This is a genomic window from Pseudomonas sp. NLJ1 (assembly GCF_049486705.1).
Lineage (GTDB): Bacteria > Pseudomonadota > Gammaproteobacteria > Pseudomonadales > Pseudomonadaceae > Aquipseudomonas > Aquipseudomonas inefficax.
In genome coordinates, this window is record NZ_CP137735.1 from 2,234,020 (window position 1) to 2,250,634 (window position 16,615).

13 protein-coding genes and 1 riboswitch are annotated in these 16,615 nt (G+C 63.9%); of the genes, 6 read left to right on the forward strand and 7 right to left on the reverse strand.

Annotated features, from left to right (window positions below; all coding sequences use genetic code 11):
- The first annotated feature begins 18 nt into the window (after nucleotides 1-18).
- The gene (locus R9B85_RS10055) at nucleotides 19-765 is read left to right on the forward strand and encodes an RsiV family protein (protein ID WP_133975782.1); all 747 of its coding nucleotides are present in this window, start codon (nucleotides 19-21) and stop codon (nucleotides 763-765) included.
- On the opposite strand, the gene cytX is transcribed toward R9B85_RS10055, so the two are convergent.
- A complete protein-coding gene (gene cytX / locus R9B85_RS10060; RefSeq protein ID WP_423771002.1) occupies nucleotides 734-2,017 on the reverse strand; it encodes a putative hydroxymethylpyrimidine transporter CytX in 1,284 nt (427 codons plus the stop codon). The two genes, R9B85_RS10055 and cytX, sit on opposite strands and share 32 nt — an antisense overlap.
- 164 nt (nucleotides 2,018-2,181) lie before the next feature.
- Nucleotides 2,182-4,062 (reverse strand): phosphomethylpyrimidine synthase ThiC, encoded by a 1,881-nt coding sequence (thiC, locus tag R9B85_RS10065; protein ID WP_025340847.1) that lies wholly within the window; start codon nucleotides 4,060-4,062, stop codon nucleotides 2,182-2,184.
- Between the two features lie 154 nt (nucleotides 4,063-4,216).
- Nucleotides 4,217-4,323: riboswitch (TPP riboswitch) on the reverse strand.
- Between the two features lie 160 nt (nucleotides 4,324-4,483).
- On the opposite strand from thiC, the gene R9B85_RS10070 reads away from it, so the two are divergent.
- Nucleotides 4,484-5,920: a TolC family outer membrane protein gene (locus tag R9B85_RS10070; protein WP_423771003.1), complete on the forward strand. Its 1,437-nt coding sequence runs from the start codon at nucleotides 4,484-4,486 to the stop codon at nucleotides 5,918-5,920.
- Between the two features lie 178 nt (nucleotides 5,921-6,098).
- Here R9B85_RS10070 and waaA read toward each other — a convergent pair whose 3' ends face one another.
- Together waaA and R9B85_RS10080 are read right to left on the reverse strand one after the other, a co-directional pair.
- Entirely contained in the window at nucleotides 6,099-7,370 is a 1,272-nt protein-coding gene (gene waaA, locus R9B85_RS10075) for a lipid IV(A) 3-deoxy-D-manno-octulosonic acid transferase (protein WP_112253712.1), read from the reverse strand.
- An 11-nt stretch (nucleotides 7,371-7,381) separates the two neighbouring features.
- On the reverse strand, nucleotides 7,382-8,272 hold the full coding sequence (locus R9B85_RS10080) for a LysR family transcriptional regulator (protein WP_207878661.1): 891 nt from the start codon (nucleotides 8,270-8,272) through the stop codon (nucleotides 7,382-7,384).
- A gap of 87 nt (nucleotides 8,273-8,359) precedes the next feature.
- On the opposite strand from R9B85_RS10080, the gene R9B85_RS10085 reads away from it, so the two are divergent.
- The 4 genes from R9B85_RS10085 (at nucleotide 8,360) to R9B85_RS10100 (ending at nucleotide 11,888) form a co-directional block, all read left to right on the forward strand.
- The gene (locus R9B85_RS10085; RefSeq protein WP_004577390.1) at nucleotides 8,360-8,692 is read left to right on the forward strand and encodes a DMT family transporter; all 333 of its coding nucleotides are present in this window, start codon (nucleotides 8,360-8,362) and stop codon (nucleotides 8,690-8,692) included.
- 192 nt (nucleotides 8,693-8,884) lie between these two features.
- Nucleotides 8,885-10,060 (forward strand): NAD(P)/FAD-dependent oxidoreductase, encoded by a 1,176-nt coding sequence (locus R9B85_RS10090; protein ID WP_112253714.1) that lies wholly within the window; start codon nucleotides 8,885-8,887, stop codon nucleotides 10,058-10,060.
- Nucleotides 10,057-10,869: an aldo/keto reductase gene (locus R9B85_RS10095; RefSeq protein ID WP_313856860.1), complete on the forward strand. Its 813-nt coding sequence runs from the start codon at nucleotides 10,057-10,059 to the stop codon at nucleotides 10,867-10,869. Before R9B85_RS10090 ends, R9B85_RS10095 begins: the two co-directional genes overlap by 4 nt.
- Nucleotides 10,870-10,919: 50 nt before the next feature.
- Complete coding sequence (locus tag R9B85_RS10100) at nucleotides 10,920-11,888, forward strand: metal ABC transporter ATPase (RefSeq protein ID WP_133975797.1); 969 nt, start codon at nucleotides 10,920-10,922, stop codon at nucleotides 11,886-11,888.
- Between the two features lie 134 nt (nucleotides 11,889-12,022).
- Here R9B85_RS10100 and hldE read toward each other — a convergent pair whose 3' ends face one another.
- The 3 genes from hldE to R9B85_RS10115 all read right to left on the reverse strand — a co-directional run bounded on the left by hldE (nucleotide 12,023) and on the right by R9B85_RS10115 (nucleotide 16,574).
- The gene (hldE, locus tag R9B85_RS10105) at nucleotides 12,023-13,444 is read right to left on the reverse strand and encodes a bifunctional D-glycero-beta-D-manno-heptose-7-phosphate kinase/D-glycero-beta-D-manno-heptose 1-phosphate adenylyltransferase HldE (RefSeq protein ID WP_112253717.1); all 1,422 of its coding nucleotides are present in this window, start codon (nucleotides 13,442-13,444) and stop codon (nucleotides 12,023-12,025) included.
- A 130-nt stretch (nucleotides 13,445-13,574) separates the two neighbouring features.
- Nucleotides 13,575-15,383, reverse strand: a complete 1,809-nt coding sequence (gene msbA / locus R9B85_RS10110) for a lipid A export permease/ATP-binding protein MsbA (RefSeq protein WP_112253718.1) — start codon at nucleotides 15,381-15,383, stop codon at nucleotides 13,575-13,577.
- Between the two features lie 15 nt (nucleotides 15,384-15,398).
- Nucleotides 15,399-16,574 carry an O-antigen ligase family protein gene (locus R9B85_RS10115; protein ID WP_215520486.1) on the reverse strand — a complete coding sequence of 392 codons (1,176 nt, stop codon included), beginning with the start codon at nucleotides 16,572-16,574 and terminating at the stop codon, nucleotides 15,399-15,401.
- Nucleotides 16,575-16,615: the final 41 nt, after the last annotated feature.

Here is a 16,615-nt window from a genome sequence, read left to right on the forward strand (position 1 = left end):
TGTTCTGCAAGGATCCTCATGACACTTGTCAAACTGACTTCCGTGGCTGTGCTGGCCCTGGCCCTGGGGGCCTGCCAAAGCCTGTTCACGCCTAACTACCGGGCGCCGCTCGAGGTCAAGCGCGATGCCTGGGAGCATGTCAAACCCGGCTGCAGCGAAAGCGACTGCCCGCTGGTGAACATCGACATGATCCACTTCCCGGCCTTGCCCAAGCTCGATGGCATTGTCGAGAAACGCCTGCTGCAACTGACCGAAGACAACCAGCGCGGTAACGCACCCGCCACCCTGCAAGCCTACGAGCAGCAGTACCTGGCCAGTGCCGACAAGCGCAACAGCAGCTATCTGCAAGCCAAGGTACGTGAGCAGCATGACGGGCTGGTGATCATCGAACTGTCCAGCTACCTGGACAGCGGCGGCGCCCACGGCATGCCCGGGCGCGGTTTCATCAACTATTCGCGCAAGCTGGACAAGGTGCTGACCCTGCAGGACATGCTGGTGCCCGGCCAGGAAGACACCTTCTGGAAAACCGTCGAAGAATCGCACCGCGCCTGGCTGATCAGCGTGGGCATGGACAAGGATGCCGAGTTCATCAAGACCTGGCCGTTCAAACGGTCGCCGCACGTCGCCCTGACGTACGGCGCGGTGGTGGTCAAGTACGAGGTCTATACCATCGCGCCCTATTCCATGGGCCACGTGGAATTGAAGATCCCCTACCCGCGCCTGAATGGCGTGCTCAAGCCCGAACTGTTTCCCGGCCGCGGCTGAAGCTCAGCAGCCCGTGCAGTAGCCCTGCCAGCAGCAATGCCGGCAGGGTCGCCCCCACATCGGGCGCTTGCGCGGCGATCACATGGTACGCCGTAACGCCCACCCCCCAGGCCAGCAATGCCTGCCAGTGCAAGCCATGTACCTGTGCCGGCAGGCGGCGGCGACGGATCACGTAGTGGTCCATCAAGACCACACCGAACAGCGGTGCAAACACCGAACCGATCAGCAGCAGGAAGTTCTCGTACTGTGCCAGCGGCGCCAGCAGGGCGATCAGCGTGCACAGCACGCCAATGGCCAGCGCCAGGTGTTCGACCTTCAGGCGCACCAGCACGCCGGTGGAAACGGCCGCCGAGTGAATGTCGGCAAATGCCTTTTCCGACTCGTCGAGTAGAATCAGCAGCAGTGGAATGCCCATGCCAGCGCCCGCCAGGGCCAGCAGCAGGGCGTTGGCTTCGCCACTGCCGGCGAAGGCCAAGGTGTAGCCCACGCCCAGGCTCATCAGCCAGGTGTTGCCGATAAAGTAGCCCAGTACCGTACCGCCGAATACATGTTTGCCGTTACGGGCAAAACGCGAGTAGTCGGCGATCAGCGGCAACCAGGACAGCGGCATGGCAATGGCAATATCGAAGCCAACGGCCAGCGACATCGAACCGTCGCCGGCGCGGTTCCACAGTGCCGCCAGGTCGGCCTTGGCGAACAGGTTCCAGGTCAGCCACAGGCAAGCACCCAGCAGCAGCCAGATGCCCCAGGTGCGCAGCACCTTGCGCACGAACGCCAGCGGCCCACCGACCGCGAGCAAGGTGGCCAGGGCGCCGAAGCACAGCGTCCAGAGCACAGGGCTGTTCCAGGCACTGGTTTCGCCGAACGCCCGCGCGCCCAGCAGGCTGGCGGCATCGCGCATGACGATGATCTCGAACGCGCCCCAGCCCACCAGTTGCAGCAGGTTGAGCAGCGCCGGCAAGCGCGCGCCGTGGCCGCCCAGGCTCAGTTTAAGCGTGCCCATGGCCGACAGGCCGGTGTCGCTGCCAATGACACCGGCGGCCCCCAGCAGCAGCACCCCCACACCGGTGCCAAGGGCAATGGCCAGCACTGCGCCTGCAAGGCCCAGGCCGGGGGCCAGCATGGCGCCGACCTGCAGCACCATCAGGCCGATGCCGAGGGAAAACCATAGCGAGAACAGGTCGCGGGCGCCGAAGATGCGCTGAGCGATGGGGACCGGGTGGTCGGGGGAGAATTGGCTGGGGGTGGTCATTGTTGTGATCGCCAAAAGGGTTGAGGTATGTGCTGAACCGACTGGCCTCTTCGCGGGTAAACCCGCTCCCACAGGGACCGCACAATGCTCAAGGCAGTGGGATACCTGTGGGAGCGGGTTTACCCGCGAAGAGGCCAGCCGGTTCAATGCAGATGTAAAGTCAGTTACACCTTGTGGTACAGCTGGCTGCCTTCCTGGCGGAACCGCTCGGCCTGCTCGCGCATGCCTTGCTCGACCGTCACATCCACGGTTTCGATCTTGGCCGCGTACTCACGCACTTCCTGGGTAATCTTCATCGAGCAGAACTTCGGCCCGCACATCGAGCAGAAATGCGCGACCTTGGCCGATTCCTTCGGCAGGGTTTCGTCGTGGTAGGCGCGAGCAGTGTCCGGGTCCAGGCCGAGGTTGAACTGGTCTTCCCAACGGAATTCGAAGCGCGCCTTGGACAAGGCGTTGTCACGAATCTGTGCACCCGGGTGGCCCTTGGCAAGGTCGGCGGCATGCGCGGCGATCTTGTAGGTGATGATGCCGGTCTTCACGTCATCCTTGTTCGGCAGGCCCAGGTGCTCCTTGGGCGTGACATAGCAGAGCATGGCGCAACCGAACCAGCCGATCATCGCTGCACCAATGCCCGAGGTGATGTGGTCGTAGCCAGGGGCGATATCGGTGGTCAGCGGGCCAAGGGTGTAGAACGGCGCCTCGTCGCAGCATTCCAGCTGCTTGTCCATGTTCTCCTTGATCAGCTGCATCGGCACGTGGCCCGGGCCTTCGATCATGCACTGCACATCATGCTTCCAGGCGATCTTGGTCAGCTCGCCGAGGGTTTCCAGTTCACCGAATTGTGCGGCATCGTTGGCGTCGGCAATCGAGCCGGGGCGCAGGCCATCGCCCAGCGAGAAGCTGACGTCGTAGGCCTTCATGATTTCGCAGATTTCGTCGAAGTGGGTGTACAGGAAGTTTTCCTTGTGGTGGGCCAGGCACCACTTGGCCATGATCGAGCCACCACGGCTGACGATACCGGTAACACGCTTGGCGGTCAGTGGCACATAGCGCAGCAGTACGCCGGCGTGGATGGTGAAGTAGTCCACGCCCTGCTCGGCCTGCTCGATCAGGGTGTCGCGGAACAGCTCCCAGGTCAGGTCCTCGGCCACGCCGTTGACCTTTTCCAGCGCCTGGTAGATCGGCACGGTACCAATCGGCACCGGCGAGTTGCGGATGATCCACTCGCGGGTTTCATGAATGTGCTTGCCGGTGGACAGGTCCATGACCGTGTCCGAACCCCAGCGGATGCCCCAGGTCAGCTTGGCCACTTCTTCCTCGATCGAGGAACCCAGGGCGCTGTTGCCGATGTTGCCGTTGATCTTCACCAGGAAGTTGCGGCCGATGATCATCGGCTCCACTTCCGGGTGGTTGATGTTGGCAGGGATGATCGCGCGGCCACGGGCGATTTCCTGGCGCACGAACTCGGGGGTGATTTCTTTCGGGATGTTGGCGCCGAAGCTGTGGCCGGCGTGCTGCTCGTCGAGCAGGCCGGCGGCGCGTGCCTCTTGCAGCTTCATGTTTTCACGGATGGCCACGTACTCCATCTCGGCGGTGATGATGCCCTGGCGGGCGTAGTGCATCTGCGAGACATTTGCGCCAGCCTTGGCACGGCGCGGGTTGCGTACGTGGGCGAAACGCAGCTTGGCCAGTTCGGCATCGTTAAGGCGCTGCTGGCCGAAGTCGGAGCTCAGGCCGGCCAGCCGCTCGGTGTCACCACGCGCCTCGATCCACGCCGAACGCACGTCGGCCAGGCCCTTGCGCACATCGATGACAACGTTAGGGTCGGTGTACGGGCCGGAAGTATCGTAGACCAGCACCGGGGCATTGGACTCGCCACCGAAGTCGGTCGGGGTGTCGTCCAGGCTGATTTCACGCATGGGGACCCGGATGTCCGGGCGCGAGCCTTCGACATACACCTTGCGCGAACGCGGGAACGGTTGCACGGACTGCTGATCGACTTGTGCCGATTCGCTTAGGTTGATCGCTTTTTCTTGTTTGGTCATCACAGGCTCTCCAGACGGCTTCCTAGCAGTGGAATGTCGGGGTGAACCTGAAAGGCGCGGACGCACCCTTCATGGGTGCAGTGCCGGATATGGGGGTGCCTGAAGCTGCATGCAGCTGTGACATTCCCGGACCTGGCACAAGAGGCTCCCCGGGAAGGCGAGCAATCTTGTTCCCTACGCAGGCGCTAACCTGATCAGGTTCAACGGGATCCGCAACTTTGCGATCTCAGCCTTTGCTTCAAGGCACCCCGACAAGAACATGCGCAGTCTAGACTGGAGTGGTCGGTGAAGCCAAGCGGGTAAATGCGCGGATGATGAAAGGCACCCCGAGCGATTGTTGCCGGGTGCGCATGGCACTACACTGGCCCGTCGCTCGATACTCAACAGTTCAGTAATTAAATTTCGTACAAGGATTGCCTCTATGCTGCGCAAACTTTCACTGGCGATAGCCGTGTCTTGTGCGTCCAACGGAGTGGTCTGGGCAGCGGACGTGCCCCAAACAGTCAAGACCGACCTGGTCAGCGTCTACCAGGAAGCGGTCGACAACAACGCTGACCTGGCTGCGGCCCGCGCCGATTACGGCGCACGCCGCGAAGTGGTGCCACAGGCTCGCGCCGGGTTGTTGCCTAACCTGTCGGCCGGTGCCGAGATGCTGAACACCCGCACCAAGCTGGACGAACCCTCGGCCACCAGCAACCGCAGCGGCAATACCTGGAGCGCTACCCTGGCGCAACCTATCTTCCGCGCCGACCGCTGGTTCCAGTTGCAGGCGGCCGAAGCGGTCAACGAACAGGCGGCGCTGGAGCTGTCGGCGACCGAACAGAACCTGATCCTGCAAACCGCGCAGAATTACTTCGCCGTGCTCCGCGCCCAGGACAACCTGGCGGCGACCAAGGCCGAGGAAGCTGCCTTCAAGCGCCAACTGGACCAGTCCAACGAACGCTTCGACGTCGGCCTGTCCGACAAGACCGATGTGCTGCAATCCCAGGCAAGCTACGACACGGCGCGGGCCAACCGGATCATTGCCGAGCGCCAGGTACAGGATGCCTTCGAGGCCCTGGTAACCCTGACCAACCGGGAATACACGTCGATTCAGGGCGTGGTCCACACCCTGCCGGTGCAGGTCCCTACGCCCAACGACGCCAAGGCCTGGGTCGAAACCGCCGGGCGCCAGAACCTCAACCTGCTGGCCACCAACCATGCGGTGGTCGCTGCCGAGGAAACCTTGCGCCAGCGCAAGGCCGGCCATGCGCCGACACTGGACGCAGTGGCCAAGTATCAGAAGGGTGACAACGACAACTTCGGTTTCACCAACCCCGCACCGGCCCCCGTTACGCGCTATGGCGGCGACGTCGAGCAGACCAGCATCGGCCTGCAGTTGAACATCCCGATCTACAGCGGCGGCCTGACCAGCTCGCAGGTGCGCGAGGCCTACCAGCGCCTGAGCCAGAGCGAACAGCAGCGGGAAAGCCTGCGCCGCCAGGTGGTGGAGAACACCCGCAACCTGCACCGCGCGGTGAACACCGATGTGGAACAGGTGCAGGCGCGCAAGCAGTCGATCATTTCCAACCAGAGCGCGCTGGAAGCCACCGAGATCGGTTACCAGGTGGGTACCCGCAATATCGTCGATGTGCTCGACGCCCAGCGTCAGCTGTACACCTCGGTGCGCGACTACAACAACAGCCGCTATGACTACATCCTCGACAACCTGAGTCTGAAGCAGGCGGCCGGCACCTTGAGCCCGCAGGACCTTGAGGACCTCAAGCGGTACCTGAAGCCGGACTACAACCCGGACAAGGACTTCCTGCCGCCGGACCTGGCGGCTGCAGCGGCCAAGAACTTCGAGCGTCGCCCCTGAAAGTACTGGACCAAGGCGAGCGCGGTCGCTGTAGGAGCGGCCTTGTGTCGCGAAAGGGCCACAGAGCGGCCCCAGAGAATCAGCAGTGATGCACAGATTGCTGGGGCCGCTATGCGGCCCTTTCGCGACACAAGGCCGCTCCTACAAGGACCGCACCATTGCTGACTCTGTTTAGAAGTCAGCTGATGAGTTTGCCCAACCCATCGAGCAACCGCTGCAAAGCCCCTTGATTGGCCCGCATCACCGCCCTGCCCGCATCACCCATGCGCTGGGCATCCTGCGGTAACTCGACCAGCCTCCGCACCGCTTCGGCCAGCCCGTCGGCATCGTCCACCTGCTGCAACGCCCCCGCCTCGCGCAGCATCGCGCTGATTTCGAGGAAGTTGAACACATGCGGCCCCATCAGTACCGGCAAGGCCAGCGCTGCGGGCTCCAGCGGGTTGTGCCCGCCGGTTGCCACCAGGCTGCCACCGACAAAGGCGATGTCGGCCAAGGCATAGAGGAACAGCAGTTCGCCCATGGTGTCGCCGACCAATACCTGCGTCTGCCCATCGACCGGCGTGCCGGCAGAGCGGCGCACGGTGGTGAACTGTTCGCTGCACAGCGTATACACCGCAGCGAATCGCTCGGGGTGGCGTGGCACCAGGATCAGCAGGGCATCGCCATGCACCTGCAGCAACTGCCGATGCGCCTGCAGGATCAATGCGTCTTCACCTTCGTGGGTACTGGCGGCGATCCACACCGGACGCTGTGCAGCGTCCCACTGCTCACGCAATGCCCTGGCGCGCGGCAACAGTTGCTCGTCGACCTTCAGGTCGAACTTGATCGAGCCGGTGACCTGCACGCACTCCGGGCGCGCGCCCAGGTTACGGAAGCGCTGGGCCTCGGTTTCGGTCTGCACGGCAATCAGGCTCATCTCGGCCAGCATGGGCCGGGTCAGCCTGGCAAAGCGCCCATAGCCACGGGCCGAACGCTCAGACAAGCGTGCGTTGGCCAGCGCTATCGGAATGCCACGCTTCGCACACTGGTGAATGTGGTTGGGCCACAGCTCGGTTTCCATGATGATGCCCAGCTTCGGCTGCACTCGATCAAGAAAACGCCCCGCCGCCCACGGCAGGTCGTAAGGCAAGTAGCAATGCTGCACGCGTGGTTCGTCGGCGAACATGGCGCGAATACGCTCGGAACCGGTCGGGGTCATGCAAGTAAGCGTGATCGGCAATTCCGGGTAGGCCTTGAGCAAGGCTCGCACCATCGGCGCCGCCGCAATGCTCTCGCCCACCGACACCGCGTGCACCCAGATGCCGCCCCGGCGCATGGCCGGCAGCTTGAAGGCAAAGCGCTCGCCGATGCGTTGGCCATAGGCTGGCGCCTTGCGCGCGCGCAGGTACAGGCGCAGCGCAACCAGCGGCAGGCCCAGGTGAAACAACAAGGTATAGAGAGTTCTGTTCATGGCCGCGGAGTTTACCCGATCGCACGCAGGTGCACCGCAAAGCGCTCGGCCAGCCACTGCGCGGCCGGCCCCAGTGGCGCGTCGCGGCGCCAGGCCAGTTCAGCCACCAAGGCCGGTGGCCGCCACTCGCTGTCCAGTTCGACCATGTGCGCCTGGTAAGTCGGGTACTGCACCACGTGCCGCGGCAGCCAGGCCCAGCCCAGGCCGCGCATCAGCAGTTCGGCCATTGCATAGAAGCTGTCGGCGCGCCACACCTGCGGGCTGATCGCCTCGCCGCCGGGGTAGCCGCTTTGCTGCGGGGTGATCAGTAATTGTCGGTGGCGCGCCAGTTGCTGGCGTGTGACCCGGGCTTCGCCGGCGAGCGGGTGGCCGACCGCGCATACGGTGACCATTTCCACGCTACCCAGAGCGCGCCGCTCCAGCGAGGCCGGGATGCTCTCGTGGTGGAAGAACAGGCCAAGATCGGCGCGCCGCTCTACCAGCTTGCGCGCCACATCACCCTGGGCGCCGCTGGCCAGTTGCACCTCCAGGAACGGATAGCGGCTGGCCAGTTCGTCGAGGCTGTCAATGACCGGCTGATAAGGCATGGCTTCATCCTGGGCGACCCGCAACAAGGCCTCCTGCCCACGCATCAGCGCCAACGCACGGCCATCCAGACGCTCGCACTGGCGCAACAGTTCGCGAGCATCTTCCAGCAAGGCGCTGCCGTTTTCGGTCAGCTTGGGTTGCCGACCACTGCTGCGCTCGAACAAGGTGACCCCAAGATCGGTTTCGAGCAGGGCGATCGCGCTGCTGATCGCCGACTGGGCCTTGCGCTGCTCACGGGCCACGGCAGAGAACGAGCGCAGTTCTGCAACACGCAGAAAGGTACGCAACTGTTCAAGGTTCCACTGCTCGGCCATCAGCCTATCTCCAATAGTGATAGGTAATGACTTTACCCCATCCAGGCAACGTCTAGAATGCCCGTCCAGTCACCGGAGGGTCCCGCCATGAATGCCTACACCTACCTCGCCATCGCCATCTGCGCCGAAGTCATCGCCACCGCTTCCATGAAAGCAGTGAAAGGCCTGAGCACGCCGTTGCCGTTGCTGCTGATGGTGGTTGGCTATGGCATTGCGTTCTGGATGCTGACCCTGGTGGTGCGCAGTATTCCGGTGGGGATCGCCTATGCCATCTGGTCGGGGCTGGGGATTGTACTGATCAGTGTGGCGGCGCTGGTGATCTACGGGCAGAAGCTGGATATGCCGGCGATGCTGGGGATGGCCATGATTGTGGGTGGGGTGGTGGTGATTCAGCTGTTTTCGAAGACTGCTGGGCATTGATGTTCGCCTGACTATTGCCGGGGCCGCTTTGCGGCCCTTTCGCGACACAAGGCCGCTCCCACAAAGCATGCGTTCTACCTGTGGGAGCGGCCTTGTATCGCGATGGGCTGCACAGCAGCCCCAAGGATCGCAAAGCCCCCGCAGGCGCGACCCTGTATACTTGCCAGCTGTCCCAGTCTTCGAGGTACCGCCATGCCATCCGCTATTTCCACTGACGTACTGATCGTCGGCGCCGGGGTCGCAGGCCTCTGGCTCAATGCCCGCCTACGCCGCCTGGGCTATTCGACAGTACTTGTGGAACGCGCCAGCCTTGGCGGCGAGCAGACCATCAAGTCCCAGGGCATCATCCATGGCGGCACCAAGTACGCCCTCCACGGTGCCCTCACCGGGGCCTCGGAAGCCATCGCCGACATGCCACGCCGGTGGCGCGAAGCGCTGAGCGGCAGCGGCGAGCTGGACCTGACCAGTACCCGCCTGCTGTCCGACGCCCACTACCTGTGGTCGCCAGGCACCCTGGCCGGCAACCTCACCAGCTTCTTCGCCAGCAAGGCCGTGCGCGGCCGGGTCGATCAGGTTAAGGGCGAACAACTGCCGCCCGCGCTGCAGGACCGCGCCTTCAAGGGCAAGGTCTATCGCCTGGCCGAGCTGGTCGTGGACGTGCCCAGCCTGCTGGCCAACATGGCCCAGCTGGCGGGTGACAGCCTGCTCGCCGGCGAACGCATCGAGCCGCTGCGCGAGGGCGACGAGCTGGTCGGCCTGCGCGTGGACGGGCGCGACATCCGCGCCCAGCGCATCGTGCTCAGTGCCGGCGCCGGTACCGAAGACCTGCTGCATGCCCTGGGCCTGAACCAGCCGGCCATGCAGACACGTCCGCTGCATATGGTGATGGCCAAGGGTGCCAACCTGAAGCCGCTTTACGCCCACTGCCTGGGCGGCGGGCCGAAGCCACGGGTGACGGTTACCACCCACCCGGCCGCCGACGGCCAGTGGGTCTGGTACCTGGGCGGTGACCTGGCCGAAGCCGATGGCGTCGCCCGCGAGCCGGCTGCGCAAATTGCCGCGGCGCAGAAAGAAATCGCCAGCCTGCTGCCATGGGTCGACCAGAGCCTGGTGCGCTGGGCCACCCTGCGGGTCGACCGGGCGGAGCCGGCGCAATCGGGCCTGGTACGCCCGGACAACGCCTTCCTCGCCGACCAGCACCGCCTGCTGGTCGGCTGGCCGACCAAGCTGGCTCTTGCGCCGGACTTCAGCGACCGGGTCATCAGCCACCTGGAGCGCGACGGCATTCGCCCACAAGCGCAGGCCGACCTGGCCGACTTGCCACGCCCACCGCTGGGCGTACCGGCCTGGGAGCAACTGCTGCCATGAGCCTGCCCACCCTGCACGACTTCCATCGCCCCTTGGGCAGCACCGGTTTCAGGGTTTCGCCACTAGGCCTGGGCACGGTCAAGCTGGGCCGCGACCAGGGCGTGAAGTACCCGACCGGTTTCACCATTCCCGGCGACGACGAAGCCCGCCTGCTGCTGGCCCAGGCCCGCGAGCTGGGCATCAACCTGATCGACACCGCCCCAGCCTACGGCCGCAGCGAAGAGCGCCTGGGCCCGCTGCTGCGCGGCCAGCGCGACGAATGGGTGATCGTCAGCAAGGTTGGCGAAGAATTCGACAACGGCCAATCACACTTCGATTTCAGCGCCACTCATACCCGCCGCTCGGTGGAACGCAGCCTGCAGCGCCTGGAAACCGACCGCATCGAACTGGTGCTGGTACATTCCGACGGCAACGACCTGGCGATCCTGGAACAGCAAGAGGTCTACCAGACCCTTGCCGAGCTCAAGCAGGAGGGCAAGATCCTTGGCTTCGGCCTGTCCGGCAAGACCGTCGCCGGTGGCTTGAAGGCGCTGGAGCAAGGCGACTGCGCCATGGTCACCTACAACCTCAACGAACAAGCAGAACGCCCGGTACTGGACTACGCTGCCGAGCATGGCAAGGCCATCCTGGTGAAGAAGGCCCTGGCCAGTGGGCATATCTGCCTGGCCCCCGGCGTTGACCCGGTGCAAGCCAGCTTCGAGCTGCTATTCGCCCACCCGGGCGTCAGCAGTGCTATCGTCGGCACCATCAATCCGTTGCACCTGGCCCACAACGTGGCCACCGTGGCCCGTATCCTGGGCCAGCATTGAGTTGCCCCAGGCCCACGGGCCTGGACTGACCCGACGCAAGGAGGAGCCTCGTGGCGCGAACGCTGATCCGCAAGAACCCGAGCAACTTCAAGACACTGCCGCTGCATGTCGAGGCCACGCCCGAAGGGCTGATCTACCAGAGCATCGGCATGCCACTGAACTTTGCCCAGACTCAACAGCGGCGCAAGGCCATCCAGTTGCCCGATGTGCAGCGCTTCGTGGTCGAACTGGCCAACCTGGGTGTGTCGGTACGGCTGACCCTGCATTGGCAGAACCGCGATTACTGGGTGCTGGTGCGTCAGCGCCGGCAAGATCGCGGCGATGTGGTGCTGAAACTGATTTCCGGCTATGTGCCAGCACAGGAACTGAACCTGCCATTGCACACGGCTGTTCAGGAAGTGGCCGAGGAATGCCTGCTGGAAACACCGGAAGGCTGGCTGGGCGGGCGCTTCAACGACACCTGGCTGCCGGTACCCTACGCTGCCGCCCTGCACTACCGCGAAACGCCGCACTTCGTGCTGACCCCGGAGTCCGGTGCCGCGCGCCCGGTGCACTGCGGCAAGCTGATGCTGCTGGAACGGCCACGGGCGTATGTGCACTTGCCCACCGCCTCGCTGCAACTGATCTACGACATGCGCCTGCAGGTACCCCGGGACGCCAAGAAGCTCAGCCTTTTCCATGTTGATGAACGGCTGGAGGGCGACCAACTGGTGGCGCGGCTGAACCGCAAACGGCCAGATCTGTACCTGATGCCATTGAAGGACGGCCAGCCACTGGCTGAGCTGTATACCGTGAAGAAGGATGAACTGGTGCCGGCGAGCACGCGCGGGCTGTACCTGGCCGAGAGTTTTGCCCGGCAGGAGGGCTGGGTGGTCACGGACGAGCGGGTGCGCTGGAAGGATTGGGTGAAACAGCAGGGGTTGGTGGAGAACAAGCCGGTGCGGGCCTCACACCTGCAGCGGTTTGGCGACAAGGCGCGGGAACTGCTGGTGCGGGCGCGGACTTCATTGCACAAGTAAGACTCTGGGTCTGCTGCGCAGCCCGTCGCGACACAAGGCCGCTCCTACAGGGATCGCGCAAGCCTTGAAGTTGCACGGCCTGGTGTAGGAGCGGCCTTGTGTCGCGATGGGCCGCAAAGCGGCCCCCGGTTTTTTCAGTTCTTGCGAATCTTCTCGACGATCGCCGTGGTCGAGCTGTTCTCGACCAGCCCCAGCACCTTCACGGTACCGCCATAGGCCTTGACGATATCGGCACCCACCACCTGGTCGATGCCATAATCGCCACCCTTGACCAGGACGTCCGGCTTGACTTGGCTCAGCAGGTTCTCCGGCGTGCCCTCGGGGAAGCTGATGACCCAGTCCACAGCCCCCAGCCCCGCCAGTACGGCCATGCGCCGGTCGACGCTGTTGATCGGCCGGCCCGGCCCTTTCAGGCGGCTGACCGAGGCATCGTCGTTGACCGCGACGATCAGGCGGTCGCCCTGGGCCCGCGCCTGCTCCAGGTAGGTCACATGCCCGGCATGCAGGATGTCGAAGCAGCCGTTGGTGAAGACGATCTTCTCTTTGTGCGCCCGAGCGTCATCGATGGCCAGCAGCAGTTGCTCCAGGCCCAGCACACCGCGCTCGGAGCCTTCCTCGCGCTGGATCGCCCGGCGCAGCTCGGGGGCGCTGATCGCAGCCGTACCCAGCTTGCCGACCACGATGCCCGCTGCCAGGTTGGCCAGGGCCACTGCGTGGGGCAGGTCCTCGCCGGCAGCGATGGCCGCAGCGAGGGTGGAGATGACAGTATCGCCCGCACCGGTCACGTCGAACACTTCACGCGCCCGCGCCGGCAGGTGCAGCGCCGGCTGGCCGCTGCGCAGCAGGGTCATGCCGTGCTCGCCACGTGTCACCAGCAAGGCGCCCAGGTCCAGGTCCTGCAGCAGCTGCAGGCCCTTGGCGACCAGCTCGGTTTCATCGGCGCAACGGCCGACGATGGTCTCGAACTCGCTGAGGTTAGGGGTGATCAGGCTGGCACCACGGTAGATGGAAAAGTCCTTGCCCTTGGGGTCGGCCAGCACCGGAATGCCTTTGGCACGCGCCGCCTGGATCAGGCTCTGGTGGTTTTTCAGTGCGCCCTTGCCGTAGTCGGACAGGACCAGCACCTTGACGCCCTCGAGCAGGCTGTCGACCTCGGCACCCAGCGACAGCGGGTCGGTGGCGAACGGTTCTTCGAAATCGATGCGCAGCAACTGCTGGTGACGGCTCATGACCCGCAGCTTGACGATGGTCGGCTGATGCGCGATGCGCTGGAACACCGAGCGCACGCCTGCAGCATGCAGGCTGTTGGCCAGGCTGTCGGCGGCTTCGTCCTGGCCGGTGACGCCAATCAGCGAAGCCGGTGCACCCAGGGCGGCGATGTTCAAGGCAACGTTGGCCGCGCCGCCGGGGCGATCCTCGATCTGATCGACCTTGACCACCGGGACTGGCGCTTCAGGCGAGATACGCGAAGTACCGCCATGCCAGTAGCGGTCGAGCATGACATCGCCGACCACCAGTACCGGGGCTTGATCGAAACGCGGCATGGACAACTTCATGGGCAACCCATATGGAAATAATGAACAGGGGCAGGATATTAGCACAGGGTAGACGACGGCTTTACGGCCAGATCACCCCAGGAAAATTCCCGTGACAATCGGGGCCATGATGGCCCCGATCAACGAGGGTTCAGGTGATATCGGCCTTGGCCGGCTCATCCAGGCCCATGGCATGCAGGCGGGCATAATGGCCATTGGCCGCGAGCAGCTCGGCATGGGTGCCGCGCTCGACCAGACGACCCTGGTCCATGACCAGGATCTGGTCGGCCTTCTCGATGGTCGACAGGCGGTGGGCGATCACCAGCGTGGTACGGCCCTGCATCACATGGTCCAGTGCAGCCTGGATATGCCGCTCGGACTCGGTATCCAGTGCCGAGGTGGCTTCGTCGAGGATCAGCAGCGGCGCGTTCTTCAACAGCGCCCGGGCGATGGCCAGGCGCTGGCGCTGGCCACCGGAGAGCAGCACGCCGTTTTCACCCACTTCGGTATCGAAGCCTTTCGGTAGCCGGTCGACGAACTCCTTGGCGTAGGCATCGGCCGCAGCGGCTTCGATGTCGGCGCGCGGGGCGCCGGCCAGGTCGCCATAGGCGATGTTGTTGGCCACGGTATCGTTGAACAGGGTGACATGCTGGGTCACCTGCGAAACGTGGCGACGCAGGTTGCGCAGACGATAGTCCTCGATCTCCACGCCATCGAGCAGGATCTGCCCCTGATCATGGTGATAGAAGCGCGGGATCAGCGCTGCCAGGGTCGACTTGCCACTGCCGGAACGGCCGACCAGTGCAATCATCTGCCCTGGCTCGGCGACGAAGCTGATATCGCTCAACACCTCACGATCGGTACCCGGGTAGGTGAAGCTGAGGTTGCGCACTTCCAGGCGCCCGTCCACCCGCTCCTTCTCGACGGTACCGCTGTCCACTTCAGGTGCTTCGTCCAGTTGTTCGAAGATGCTTTCGGCACCGGCCAGGCCCTTCTGGATGGTGGAGCTGACTTCCGAAAGCTGACGAATCGGCTTGGGCAACAGACCGGCGGCAGTAATGTAAGCCACCAGGTCACCGGCAGTGGAATCACCGCGCAGGAACAGCACCAGGAACATCAGCGCGGCCATGGCGGTGTAGATCACCAGCTGCAGCATCGGCGTGTACAGCGAGCCGGTCTTGGTCATCTGCAGCTGCTTGTCGGTGTTGCTCTGGCTGGCCTTGCCGAACCGCTGCTGCTCATAGGCCTCGCCGCCGAAGCTGCGCACCACGCGGTAGCCCTGGATGGTTTCCGAGGCGACGTGGGTGACGTCACCCATGGCCACCTGGATCTTCTTGCTCTGCTTGCGGAATTTCTTGCTGGCGACGCTGACCATTACCGCGATCACCGGAAGGATGGCAACCATCACCAGGGTCAGGTGCCAGTTCATCCACAGCAGGTAGCCGAACAGGAACACCACGGTCAGGCCTTCGCGGATCACCACCTTGATCGCATCGGTGGCCGCACCGGTGACCATGGTCACGTTGAAGGTGATGCGCGAGATCAGGTGCCCGGAGTTGTGGTTGTCGAAGTAGCGGTTAGGCAGCACCAGCAACTTGTTGAACAGTTCCACACGCAGGTCGTGCACCAGGCACAGGGAAACCTTGGCCAGGAAGTAGTTGCCGAGGAACGAGCCCAGGCCCTGCCACGCAGCGATCAGGATGATCAGCAGCGGTACCGCCTGCAGCAGTTGCAGGTCGCGCAGGTAGGGGACGTTGGGGAACAACACCGCTTCCGGGTTGCTCAGCCCATCGACGAAATACTTCAGGATCCCGGCCAGCATCGGCTGGGTCGAGGCAAAAATCACGAAACCGATGATGCTCAGCAGGAAAATGCCGACATAGGGTTTCACATAGCTCAGCAGCCGGAAGTAGATCTTCAGGCTGGAGGTGTGCTCCGCCGATCGCGGTGTTTCGGCCATTATCAAGCTCGCTGTTCAGGTTGAACCGGAAATTTTACCACAGGCGCCATTTTCGGCACTCCCCCATGGCAGCAACATGGCCAGGCCAACGGGCAGCCAGCTGATGAACCATTCGGCACGTGGCGTACCGGTGAGGCTGGCGGCATCGAACTGCATCGCCAGGGTGGAGTACACCCAGAAGCCGAGCAGGATCTTGCCGAACAGCGTGCCGCGTGCGCGTACGATTTCACCCAGGGTATACAGCCACACCATGACCCACAGCAGCATGCCGGGCAGGCCCATCTCCACGGCGATGTGGGTGAACATGTTGTGGGTATGATCGAAGTGCTTGCCCACTGCACTCACGTCGTACGCAGCCCCCAGGCCAAGGCCGGTCCACGGGTGCGCGGCGATCATGTCGACCACGGCATGGAAGATTTCCGGCCGGTAGGACGAGCCGCGCTGGGCGATCACATCGTACACAAGATAGAAGGCCAGGCCAGTGGCGATGGCCGCCAGCATGGCGAACACCCGGCTGTGGCGGTCACGGAACCACAGTGGCGCAATGATCACGGTGAGGACCAGGGCCAGGATTGCCCCACGGCTCTGGCTGAGCATGGCAAACAAGCCCAGGCACACCAGCGCCGCCAGCCACAACAACTGCAGGCCACGTTGCCGCGGCGGCTCGTAAAGCAGGAAAAGCACGGCCGAACCGATGACATAGGCGCCCAGTATCGGGTGCGATATCTCGCCGATGCCCTCCAGGCGGGCCAGCAAAGGCATGCCCAGCACGCCATAGAAATGGATGACCGAGACCAGCGCGGCAACAGCCAGCAAGGCGCTGCCGGCCAGCAGCAGTTGACGAATGCGGGCCTGACCAAGCTGGCCCAGCAGCGGGAACGCCAGCAGGAATACCAGGATGTAGAGCAGGCGCTTGGCCTCGCGCCCCGGGTCTTCTGCAGCCGACCAAACCAGGCTGAGCCCGCTCCACACCAGCAGCAGCAGAACACTCCCCCACAAGGCCGGCTGACGCCGCCAGGCCTGTACGATGACCTGCCTCGCGGACCACGCCATTACCAGCGTCGGCAACCACAGGAACAGCACCAGGCCTTGCTGATAGACCTTGTTGCTCGGTGCCAGGGCAATCGCTGCCAGGAACCAGACCAGACCAAACCCCAACCAGGCTTGCGCCCAGTTTTTTTGATACAACATCCTTTCCCCCGATGAATCAAAGACACCATCCAATGGTGCTA

Coding starts and splice junctions, on each gene's coding strand:
- R9B85_RS10070 (WP_423771003.1), top strand. CDS start 4,484: ATGCTGCGCAAACTTTCACTGGCGATAGCCGTGTCTTGTGCGTCCAAC.
- thiC (WP_025340847.1), bottom strand. CDS start 4,062: ATGACCAAACAAGAAAAAGCGATCAACCTAAGCGAATCGGCACAAGTC.
- waaA (WP_112253712.1), bottom strand. CDS start 7,370: ATGAACAGAACTCTCTATACCTTGTTGTTTCACCTGGGCCTGCCGCTG.
- R9B85_RS10080 (WP_207878661.1), bottom strand. CDS start 8,272: ATGGCCGAGCAGTGGAACCTTGAACAGTTGCGTACCTTTCTGCGTGTT.
- R9B85_RS10090 (WP_112253714.1), top strand. CDS start 8,885: ATGCCATCCGCTATTTCCACTGACGTACTGATCGTCGGCGCCGGGGTC.
- hldE (WP_112253717.1), bottom strand. CDS start 13,444: ATGAAGTTGTCCATGCCGCGTTTCGATCAAGCCCCGGTACTGGTGGTC.
- msbA (WP_112253718.1), bottom strand. CDS start 15,383: ATGGCCGAAACACCGCGATCGGCGGAGCACACCTCCAGCCTGAAGATC.
- R9B85_RS10055 (WP_133975782.1), top strand. CDS start 19: ATGACACTTGTCAAACTGACTTCCGTGGCTGTGCTGGCCCTGGCCCTG.
- R9B85_RS10085 (WP_004577390.1), top strand. CDS start 8,360: ATGAATGCCTACACCTACCTCGCCATCGCCATCTGCGCCGAAGTCATC.
- R9B85_RS10115 (WP_215520486.1), bottom strand. CDS start 16,574: ATGTTGTATCAAAAAAACTGGGCGCAAGCCTGGTTGGGGTTTGGTCTG.
- R9B85_RS10095 (WP_313856860.1), top strand. CDS start 10,057: ATGAGCCTGCCCACCCTGCACGACTTCCATCGCCCCTTGGGCAGCACC.
- cytX (WP_423771002.1), bottom strand. CDS start 2,017: ATGACCACCCCCAGCCAATTCTCCCCCGACCACCCGGTCCCCATCGCT.